Origin of the sequence: Bradyrhizobium genomosp. I (2014), from assembly GCF_000261685.1 — a bacterium.
Taxonomy (GTDB): Bacteria; Pseudomonadota; Alphaproteobacteria; order Rhizobiales; family Xanthobacteraceae; genus Bradyrhizobium.
Genome location: NZ_AJQE01000188.1, coordinates 1 through 9593 on the forward strand (window position 1 = coordinate 1; position 9593 = coordinate 9593).

At 64.6% G+C, this 9593-nt stretch carries 9 protein-coding genes and 1 pseudogene; 7 read left to right on the top strand and 3 right to left on the bottom strand.

What is annotated here, in order from left to right:
* A pseudogene (locus IC50_RS43125) lies at positions 1-150 on the bottom strand (TetR/AcrR family transcriptional regulator); the annotation flags it as partial.
* A 247-nt stretch (positions 151-397) separates the two neighbouring features.
* On the opposite strand from IC50_RS43125, the gene IC50_RS18000 reads away from it, so the two are divergent.
* The 3 genes from IC50_RS18000 to IC50_RS18010 are packed head-to-tail and all read left to right on the top strand — an operon-like array spanning position 398 to position 3044.
* Entirely contained in the window at positions 398-940 is a 543-nt protein-coding gene (locus tag IC50_RS18000; RefSeq protein ID WP_035707525.1) for an OsmC family protein, read from the top strand.
* A 31-nt stretch (positions 941-971) separates the two neighbouring features.
* Entirely contained in the window at positions 972-2105 is a 1134-nt protein-coding gene (locus tag IC50_RS18005) for an acyl-CoA dehydrogenase family protein (protein ID WP_035707528.1), read from the top strand.
* Positions 2106-2165: 60 nt separating this feature from the next.
* Entirely contained in the window at positions 2166-3044 is an 879-nt protein-coding gene (locus IC50_RS18010; protein WP_035707531.1) for a sulfurtransferase, read from the top strand.
* A gap of 117 nt (positions 3045-3161) precedes the next feature.
* Here IC50_RS18010 and IC50_RS18015 read toward each other — a convergent pair whose 3' ends face one another.
* On the bottom strand, positions 3162-5111 hold the full coding sequence (locus tag IC50_RS18015) for a sigma 54-interacting transcriptional regulator (protein WP_035707534.1): 1950 nt from the start codon (positions 5109-5111) through the stop codon (positions 3162-3164).
* A gap of 160 nt (positions 5112-5271) precedes the next feature.
* Between IC50_RS18015 and IC50_RS18020 the strand changes: the two genes are divergently transcribed.
* The 4 genes from IC50_RS18020 (at position 5272) to cynS (ending at position 9244) form a co-directional block, all read left to right on the top strand.
* Positions 5272-6654, top strand: coding sequence for a CmpA/NrtA family ABC transporter substrate-binding protein (locus IC50_RS18020; protein ID WP_035707537.1), 1383 nt, complete (start codon positions 5272-5274; stop codon positions 6652-6654).
* Between the two features lie 175 nt (positions 6655-6829).
* A complete protein-coding gene (gene ntrB, locus IC50_RS18025) occupies positions 6830-7669 on the top strand; it encodes a nitrate ABC transporter permease (protein ID WP_035707540.1) in 840 nt (279 codons plus the stop codon).
* A 153-nt stretch (positions 7670-7822) separates the two neighbouring features.
* Positions 7823-8746, top strand: a complete 924-nt coding sequence (locus IC50_RS18030; RefSeq protein WP_035707543.1) for an ABC transporter ATP-binding protein — start codon at positions 7823-7825, stop codon at positions 8744-8746.
* Positions 8747-8761: 15 nt separating this feature from the next.
* On the top strand, positions 8762-9244 hold the full coding sequence (gene cynS / locus IC50_RS18035) for a cyanase (RefSeq protein ID WP_050991028.1): 483 nt from the start codon (positions 8762-8764) through the stop codon (positions 9242-9244).
* Positions 9245-9342: 98 nt separating this feature from the next.
* On the opposite strand, the gene IC50_RS18040 is transcribed toward cynS, so the two are convergent.
* A partial coding sequence (locus tag IC50_RS18040) for a DUF1476 domain-containing protein (protein WP_035707546.1) occupies positions 9343-9593 on the bottom strand: 251 nt, incomplete at its 5' end.

Below are 9593 nucleotides of genomic sequence, written 5' to 3' on the forward strand. Positions count from 1 at the left end.
CTCGATGATCGCATCGATGCCGGTCGCGTTGATGCCGTTCTTGCAGAACAGATGCGACGCGGCGCTGAGCAGGCGCCCTCGCGCGGATTCATCGTCGCCGGCGCCGGCGTGGGGCGAGTTCGAATTCTTCTTAGATGACGTCTTTGCCATGAGCTGCAACTTAATCGCAGCCGCGCCGCATCAGCAAGCCGCATCTGTTTGGCGCCGAAAAGATTCGCATCCGCTCACGCATCTGCTTCGCCTTTGAGCAGGAGAGGGCTGATCAATCCGCAGGCAGCGGTCGCTAAGCGGCTCCAATGCTTCGTATTTCGTTTCTGGCCTCGTCTGGCACGCTCCATGCAAGGAAACAGACCGTTCGGTATCCTGCCGATTTCCACTTCTGCCAGGGAGAAGACTGATGACTGCCGTCGTTCAAAAGACAGTGCTGACGGGGTGCCTCGCACCCATCGACAAGAATGGGCTCGAGCAGCTGATCGCCAACGGCAAGGCGAATCCGAAGGTCATCAAGACCTTGAAGTGCAAGACAATCGCGGAAGGAAAATTCCGCCACGCCAACTATATCCGCAACCTGTCGCCGTACATCGTCGACGAGCCGCCGGGTTTGCTGGGCGACGACACCGCGCCCAATCCGTCCGAAGCCTCGCTTGCCGCGCTCGGTTCCTGCCTCGCGGTCGGCCTGCATGCCAATGCCGTGCACCGCGGCTGGATCGTCAACAAGCTCGAACTGGAGCTCGAAGGCGATCTCAACATCACCGCGGTTTGGGGCACGGGCGACACCTCCGACAAGCCGGTCGGCTTCACCGATGTCCGCGTCAAGGTCGACATGGAATGCGAGGGCGTCTCGCCGGACGAGATCAACGCGCTGGTGGCTCATGTGAAGAAATGGTCGCCGGTCGCCAACACCTTCACCCGCCCGGTCAATCTCGAGGTCGGCATCTAGCTGCAGGCAGGACAAGGTGCGGGAGACGATCATGGGTTCACTGGCTTTATCGCGGGTCGAAGTTCTGGATCAGCCCGCACCGTCCATTGTGGGCGAGGTGGCGCGGATCGCGCGCGAGCAGCTCGCGCCGCTCGCCGCTGGCATCGACGACGGTACGGTCTATCCGGCCGAGGTGCTGCGCAGGTTCGGTGTGGTCGGAGCGTGGGGCAGTCACGTGCCCCACGAAGGCCCGGCGGATCTGCGCTGCGCCATCCAGGCGATGGCGGCGATTGGGGAAGTCTGCGGGGCCACGGCCTTCATGGCCTGGTGCCAGGACACCCTGGTCTGGTACGCGGCGAACTCGACGAACCTGAAGCTCGCCAAGCGCTTCGGCGATGCCTTCTCGACGGGGCGCGTGCTCGGCGGCACCGGACTTTCCAACCCGATGAAGAGCTTCTTCGGCATCGAGAAATTGAAGCTGAAGGGGCGCAAGGTCGATGGCGGCTATATCGTGCGTGGCGCGCTGCCCTGGGTCTCCAATCTCGGCCCGGATCATTATTTCGGCACGATCTTCGAGCGCGAGGACGATCAGGGCATCGCAAAAGGCGAGCCCCGCACGGTCATGTTCCTGGCCGACTGCTCGGACCCTGCGATCACGCTGACGCCGTGCAAGCCGTTTCTCGCCATGGACGGCACCGGCACCTACGGGGTGCAGTTCCGCGACGCCTTCGTGCCGGACGAGCTGATCCTGGCCGATCCCGCCGGGCCCTTCGTCAAGAAGATCCGCGCCGGCTTCATCCTGCTCCAGGCCGGCATGGCGCTCGGCCTCATCAAGGATTGCATCAACATCATGGACGAGGTCGACAGTCCTCTCGGCCATATCAACCGCTATCTGCCGCAGCAGCCGGTGCATTTCCGCGATCTCGCCGCCGAGCTCGAGGCCGAGACCATGGCGCTGGCGCGCGATCCCTACAACGAGGAGGAAACCTACTGGCGCAAGGTGATTGCGCTGCGGCTTCGCGCCGGCGAGGCCAGCGTCACGGCGGCGCATGCGGCGATGCTGCATTGTGGCGCGCGCGGCTACCTGAAGAGCCACCGCGCGCAGCGGCGCATGCGCGAGGCCTATTTCGTCGCGATCGTCACGCCTGCCACCAAGCAGCTGCGCAAGATGCTCGCGGATTCCTGAGCTTTACGAGTCCACCCCAAGACGACCCTGAAGACCCCCAACCTCAACGGAGAGGCTGCCATGACTGACGTCCTGATCACTGCCGTCGAACTTGCCGATCTCTTGAAGAGCGAACCGTGTGTCGTCATCGACACCCGCAATCCTGACGCTTATGCCGCCGGGCATCTTCCGAACGCCGTCAACGTCCATGAGATCTTCACCTTCCTCGCGACCTCGACGCCCGAGGGGATGACCGAGCTGAAGACGAAATTTGCCGACGCGTTCGGTGCGGCCGGTCTGTCCGGCAAGGAGACTGCGGTGATCTACGAGCAGTCGATGAACTCGGGCTTCGGTCAGTCCTGCCGCGGCTACTACCTGCTCACCATGCTCGGCTATCCCAAGGTGAAGGTGCTGCATGGCGGTTTCGATGCCTGGTCGGCCGCGGGCTTCCCGGTGACGAAGGACGTGCCGGCACCGGCACAGGCATCGTTCGCGATCGTGCCGGAGGCGGGCGAGATCCTGATCGACGCCAAGACCATGCTCGGCGCGGTCGGCAAGCCCGGCATCGCCATCCTCGACGTGCGCGACGTCGACGAGTGGATCGGCGACAGCTCTTCTCCCTACGGGAAGGATTTCTGCCCGCGCAAGGGCCGCATTCCCGGCGCGGTGTGGCTGGAATGGTATCGGATGATGAAGCCGACCGCCGAGGGCCCCCGCTTCAAGTCCAAGGACGAGATTCTGGCCGAATGCGCCACGGTCGGCATCTCGCAGACCACGCCGGTCTATCTCTACTGCTTCAAGGGGGCACGCGCTTCGAACACGTTCCTGGCACTGAAGAACGCGGGCGTGAAGGACGTGCGGATGTATTTCGGCTCCTGGAACGAATGGTCGCGCGATCCCTCGCTGCCGATCGAGCAGGGGCTGCCGATTGCAGCTGACGTGACGACCAAGGCGGCCTGAGCAAGCGCCTCGTCCTTCGAGATGACCGCTTCGCGGTCTCCTCAGGATGAGGCTAAGCGGCATCGGTGTCTGTTGCTTCCGTTGCCGCGCACTCCGCCCTCATCCTGAGGAGCCCGCCTATGGCGGGCGTCTCGAAGGATGGGCCGCATGCGGCGGACGGGGCGCAATCCCGAGCGCCTTGATCCGCGAGGCCAGTGTGGTCGGCTTGATATCGAGCATTTCGGCGGCGCCGCCGGGACCGAAGACTTTTCCGGCGCAGGCCTCGAGTGCGGCGAGAATGTTGCCGCGCTCGTGGTCGCGCATCTCAGATGAGGTCATGACCGCCGGGCGCGCATCGGCCTTCGGGCGCGCGGCGCCGGGCGGAACTTGCGCGCCGGAGGCGTCAGGCAGATCGATGCGCAGGCGGCCGTTCTGGGACAGGATCGCAGCGCGCTCGATCACGTTCTGCAATTCGCGGACATTGCCGGGCCAGTCGTAGCGGGTCAGCCGCCGCGCATCGCCCTCCGACAGACGCAGGTTCGATTTCAGCGCCTTGCCCTCGCGCGTCAGGAAGTGTTGGGCGAGCAACGGAATGTCCTCGCGCCGTTCGCGCAAGGGCACGGTCTCGATCGGAAACACGTTGAGGCGGAAATAGAGGTCCTCGCGGAAACGGCCGCGCTGGACTTCCTGCTTGAGGTCGCGATTGGTCGCGGCGATGACGCGGACGTCGACCGCGCGGGTGCGCGCCTCGCCGACACGCTCGAAATGGCCCTCCTGCAACACGCGCAGCAGCTTGCCCTGGAGCTCGATCGGAATTTCGCCGACCTCGTCCAGGAACAGCGTGCCGCCGTTGGCGAGCTCGAAGCGGCCGATACGGTCGCGGGTCGCGCCGGTGAAGGCGCCGCGGACATGGCCGAAGAACTCGCTCTCGAACAATTCGCGCGGGATCGCGGCGCAGTTGACGCGGATCAGCGGCCGGTCGCTGCGGGTGGAATCCTCGTGGATGGCGCGCGCGATCAGCTCCTTGCCGGTGCCGGATTCGCCGGTGATCATCACCGCCGCCGTGGTCGGCGCCACCAGCTTGACCTGGCGAAGCGTCTTCTGGATCGCCTCGCTTCCACCGATGATGCCGCGCGGATTGGTCTCGATCCGGATCTCCTCCTGCAGGTATGCATTTTCCAATTCCAGCCGCTCGCGCAGGCGATCGACTTCGGCGAGTGCCGCATGCAGCTTCTCGTCGGCCTCGCGGCGCTGGCTGACATCGCGAAACACGACGACCGCGCCGACGACCACGCCGCGGTCGCGGATCGGGGTCGAGGTGTATTCGACCCAGGCGGGCGAGCCGTCCTTGCGCCAAAACACCTCGCCGTCGACCTGATGCACGGCGCCGTCGCGGAACGCCGCATAGATCGGGCAGTCGTGATCGGGATAATGGCGGCCGTCGTGGTGGGTGTGGTGCACGATCGGGTGGATCTCCTTGCCGACCAGCTCTTCGGCGGTCCAGCCCAGCATCCGCTCCGCCGCGGGGTTCACGAAGGTGGTCTTTCCTTCCGCGTTCACGCCATAGATGCCTTCGCCGGCGGCGCGCAGGATCAGCTGGTTCTCGCGCTCGATGTCCTGGAACACGCGCTCCACCCGCTGCCATGTCGAGATGCCGCTGCGCATGTGATCTTCGGCGGCGGCATCGACATTGCGCCGGCGGCGCGCGTCGAGATCGGTCAGCGTGAGCAGCAGCAGGGAGCGCCCGTCATGCGGTAGCCGGCAACCGGCATATTCGAGCCGGAGATTTTGCCCGGTCGCATGGCGGGGATTGAGGGCCGTGGTCCAGTAGGCGCCCTTGTGCAGCACGGCCTGGGTGAAGACGGTGAGGGCTGGAAGCTCGCCGGCGTGCAGCGTGCTGGCCCTGGTCTGCCGCAGCAGGGCGCGGTCGTAGCCGAGCAGGGCGCAGGCAGCGGGATTGGCATCGACGATCTGGTCGCCGAAGGGGTCGATCAGCAGCGTCGCCTCGACCGAGGATTCGAAGGCTGCGATGCGCGGGTCGATGGCGGGAGCCGCATCATCGTGGACGGGCATTGGCGTCGTTGCCATTGCGAGATCTCGTAATTGAGCTACGAAATCTCGTTTATCACGAGTTTTCGTAGCGGCCAAGCGTCGCGGAAAGTGCTGCGTCATCAAGGCACTGACCGATCCGGCGGCCGTGGCATGCTCCTTGCCTAATTCTTCCTCGCAATGACGCGCAGGAGGGCCGATGTCCACGTTCGACAATCCGTTTGATCCCGACCGCAACCTTCGAGCCGGCTGCGCCTGTGGCCAGCATCGTTCGGCCCTGGAGCACGAGCAGGCCGAGTCGGCCCTGCGCTGCGAACCCATCGAAAGCGAGGACAAGCGCTACGAAGGTGTCGTCGCGTCCGCGGTGATGCGCGCGATGTTTCCGCAAGATATGGCGCGCCGCGCCTTCCTGAAATCGGTCGGTGCGTCGACCGCGCTTGCGGCGCTGTCGCAGTTCTTCCCGCTTCAGACCGCGACCGAAGTGTTCGCGCAAGGAGGCGCGCCCGAGAAAAAGGACCTCAAGGTCGGCTTCATCCCGATCACCTGCGCGACACCCATCATCATGGCGGCGCCGCTCGGCTTCTATTCGAAGCACGGCCTCAACGTCGAAGTGGTCAAGACCGCGGGATGGGCCGTAGTCCGCGACAAGACCATCAACAAGGAATACGACGCCGCGCACATGCTGGCGCCGATGCCGCTCGCGATCTCGCTCGGCCTCGGCTCGAACGCCATTCCCTTCGCCGTCCCCGCGATCGAAAACATCAACGGGCAGGGCATCACGCTTGCGATGAAGCACAAGGACAAGCGCGACCCGAAAAGCTGGAAGGGACTGAAGTTCGCCATTCCCTTCGACTATTCCATGCACAACTATCTGCTGCGCTATTATCTCGCCGAGCACGGCATCGACCCTGATACCGACGTGCAGCTGCGCTCGGTGCCGCCGCCCGAAATGGTCGCGAACCTGCGCGCCGACAACATCGACGGCTTCCTCGCCCCGGACAACATCTGCCAGCGCGCGATCTATGACGGCGTCGGCTTCATGCACATATTGTCCAAGGAAATCTGGGACGGCCACCCCTGCTGCAGCTTCGCCGCCAGCCGCGAATTCATCACGACTGCGCCGAACAGCTTTGCGGCGCTGACACGGGCCATCGTCGATGCCACCGCCTATGCGTCGAAGGCCGAGAACCGCAAGCAGATCGCGGAGGCGATCGCGCCGGCCAACTACATCAACGCGCCGGTGACGGTGCTGGAGCAGGTCTTGACCGGCACCTATGCCGACGGCCTCGGCGGGGTAAAGACCGATCCCAAGCGCGTCGATTTCGATCCGTTCCCCTGGCAGTCCTTTGCAGTGTGGATGCTGACGCAGATGAAGCGCTGGGGCCAGATCAAGGGAGACGTCGACTACAAGGCGATCGCCGAGCAGGTGTACCTCGCCACCGACACCAAGAAGCTGATGACCGAGATGGGGCTTTCGCCGCCTGCAAGCGCCTACAAATCGTTCGCGGTGATGGGAAAGACGTTCGATCCGGCCAAGCCGGAGGACTATCTGGCGGGCTTCAAGATCAGGAAGGCGTCGTGATGATGGGCGCCGATCTCGTGTCCCGGACGCGATGCAGCACTCCCGGCGATGCGAAGCATCGTCCGGTGTGCTGCTTCGCAGAGCCGGGACCCGGTCGGGCCGCATGGGTCCCGGTTCTACGTCGCACCGCTTCGCGCTGCGCCGCGCCCGGGACACGATACCTGGGATATACGAGATGAACAGCTCCCTCCGTCTCCGTGCCGGCCTCGTCTCCATCGTGCTGCTCGCCGCGTTTCTCGGCGTCTGGCACCTCGCCACGCGTTCGACTGCGCCGGTGACGACGATGAGCCCGGAATACGCCAAGCTGATGGGGCTGACCGCGACGCAGGGCAAATCAGCGATGCCAGGGCCGCTCGATGTCGGCGCCAAGCTCTGGGACCATCTGAAGCGGCCGTTCTACGACAACGGGCCGAACGACAAGGGGCTCGGAATCCAGCTCGGCTATTCCATCGCGCGAGTCGGCGCCGGCTATCTGCTCGCCGTGCTCGTCGCCATCCCGCTCGGCTTCCTGATCGGCATGTCGCCGCTGCTGAGCAAGGCGCTCGATCCGTTCATCCAGGTGCTCAAGCCGATCTCGCCGCTGGCCTGGATGCCGCTCGCGCTCTACACCATCAAGGATTCCTCGATTTCGGCGATCTTCGTCATCTTCATCTGCTCGATCTGGCCGATGCTGCTCAACACTGTGTTCGGCGTCGCCAGCGTGCGCAGGGAATGGATCAACGTCGCGCGCACGCTCGAGGTCGGGACCGTCAGGCGCGCCTTCACCGTGATCCTGCCGGCGGCGGCGCCGACGATCCTGACCGGCATGCGCATCTCGATCGGGATTGCCTGGCTCGTGATCGTCGCCGCCGAGATGCTCGTCGGCGGCACCGGTATCGGCTATTTCGTCTGGAACGAGTGGAATAACCTCTCGATCACCAACGTCATCATCGCGATCCTGCTGATCGGGGTCGTCGGCATGCTGCTCGACCAGATCCTCGCGCGCTTCACGCGCATGGTCACGTTTCCGGAGTAGGGCGATGGCGACGACACAGACTCAGCCGTGTCCCGGACGCACTGCGGCGCGAAGTGCCGCTGTGCAGAGCCGGGACCCATTGCCGCAACATGGGTCCCGGTTCTGCGGCGCACCACTGCGTGGCGCACCGCGCCCGGGACACGAGATTTACACATGACCGACAAATTCGTCTCCATCGAAGGCATCGCCAAGCGTTATCCCGGCGCGGGCGGCGCCACGACAACCGTGTTCGAGAACCTGTGGCTCTCGATGGCGCGGGGCGAGTTCGCTTGCGTGATCGGCCATTCCGGCTGCGGCAAGACCACGGTGCTCAACATCCTCGCCGGCCTCGATGCGCCGAGCGAGGGCGCCGTCATCGTCGACGGCCAGGCGATCGCGGGCACCAGCCTCGACCGCGCCGTGATCTTCCAGAGCCACGCGCTCTTGCCCTGGCGCACCGTGCTCGGCAACGTCGCCTATGCCGTGAGCTCGAAATGGCGGAGCTGGGATCGCGCCAAGGTGAGGGCGCACGCGCAGACTTTCATCGATCTCGTTGGACTGACAGGTTCGGAGCACAAGCGTCCGTCGGAGCTGTCGGGCGGCATGAAGCAGCGCGTCGGCATCGCGCGGGCGCTGTCGATCACGCCGAAGATGATGCTGATGGACGAGCCGTTCTCCGCGCTCGACGCGCTGACGCGCGGCACGCTCCAGGACGAGGTGCGGCGCATATGCCTCGAGACCGGGCAGACCGCGTTCATGATCACCCATGACGTCGACGAGGCGATCTATCTCGCCGACAAGATTTTCCTGATGACCAATGGTCCAGGGGCGGTGCTGGCCGAGGTCGTCGAGAACCCGCTGCCTCGAGATCGCGGCCGCATCGATCTGCACCGCCATCCGCTGTACTACGCCTTGCGCAACCACATCATCGATTTCCTGGTGACGCGAAGCAAGACCTTTGCCGCCGAGACACCCGATCACGATCCGCGCAACGTGCCGTTGGTGCCCATCGGCAAGCCCGGCCTTTCAATCGCATCGACCGGCGAAGAGCCACGACAGACCTGGATGCCGGGGACAAATCCCGGATTGAGCGCCTAGCAAGGAGACCCTGACATGAAACGCGAAGACCTCACTGAGAAGCTGCTCGACATCAAGCGCGAGAAGGGCTGGAGCTGGAAGCACATCTGCGAGAAGATCGGCGGCTATTCCGAAGTGCTGATCGTCGGCGCCATCCTCGGCCAGATGAAATTGACGAAGCCGCAGGCCGCCAATGCCGGCGAACTGTTCGGCCTGTCGAAGGCCGAAGTCGCCATGCTCAACGAGACGCCGATGCGCGGCATGCCCATGCCTCCGACCGATCCCCTGATCTATCGCTTCTATGAACTGGTGATGGTGAACGGCCCGGCCTGGAAGGCCTTGATCGAGGAGGAGTACGGCGACGGCATCATGTCGGCGATCGATTTCGACATGGTGATGGAGCGCTTGCCCAACCCGAAGGGCGATCGCGTCAAGATCACCATGAGCGGCAAGTTCCTGCCGTACAAATATTACGGCGCCAGCGGCAACGTGCCGGAATACGGCTTCAAGGAGGAGTGAGCCAGACCCTTGTCATTCCGGGGCGATGCAAAGCATCGAACCCGGAATCTCGAGATTCCGGGTCCGCGCTGGCGCGCGTCCCGGAATGACATTTCGTGTCACTTCCCCGCCTTCACCTCGGCGGCGGCCACCGCGAGCAGCTCGCTCATCTTGGCGCGAATCGCCTGCTCGGTGACGGCGACGTTCCTGGCGGCGAAATCGGCCGTCAGCTTGCGCAGGACGTCGGCATCGCCGGCCTCCTCGAAATCCGACGCGACCACCTCCTTGGCATAGGCGGTGGCGGCTTCACCGGTGATGCCGAGCTTTTCGGCCGCCCACAGGCCGAGCAGCCGGTTGCGGCGGGGGCCCC

What these genes read in the sequence shown, in the direction of transcription:
- IC50_RS18000 (WP_035707525.1), top strand. Translation starts at nt 398, where the DNA reads ATGACTGCCGTCGTTCAAAAGACAGTGCTGACGGGGTGCCTCGCACCC.
- IC50_RS18005 (WP_035707528.1), top strand. Translation starts at nt 972, where the DNA reads ATGGGTTCACTGGCTTTATCGCGGGTCGAAGTTCTGGATCAGCCCGCA.
- IC50_RS18010 (WP_035707531.1), top strand. Translation starts at nt 2,166, where the DNA reads ATGACTGACGTCCTGATCACTGCCGTCGAACTTGCCGATCTCTTGAAG.
- IC50_RS18015 (WP_035707534.1), bottom strand. Translation starts at nt 5,111, where the DNA reads ATGGCAACGACGCCAATGCCCGTCCACGATGATGCGGCTCCCGCCATC.
- IC50_RS18020 (WP_035707537.1), top strand. Translation starts at nt 5,272, where the DNA reads ATGTCCACGTTCGACAATCCGTTTGATCCCGACCGCAACCTTCGAGCC.
- ntrB (WP_035707540.1), top strand. Translation starts at nt 6,830, where the DNA reads ATGAACAGCTCCCTCCGTCTCCGTGCCGGCCTCGTCTCCATCGTGCTG.
- IC50_RS18030 (WP_035707543.1), top strand. Translation starts at nt 7,823, where the DNA reads ATGACCGACAAATTCGTCTCCATCGAAGGCATCGCCAAGCGTTATCCC.
- cynS (WP_050991028.1), top strand. Translation starts at nt 8,762, where the DNA reads ATGAAACGCGAAGACCTCACTGAGAAGCTGCTCGACATCAAGCGCGAG.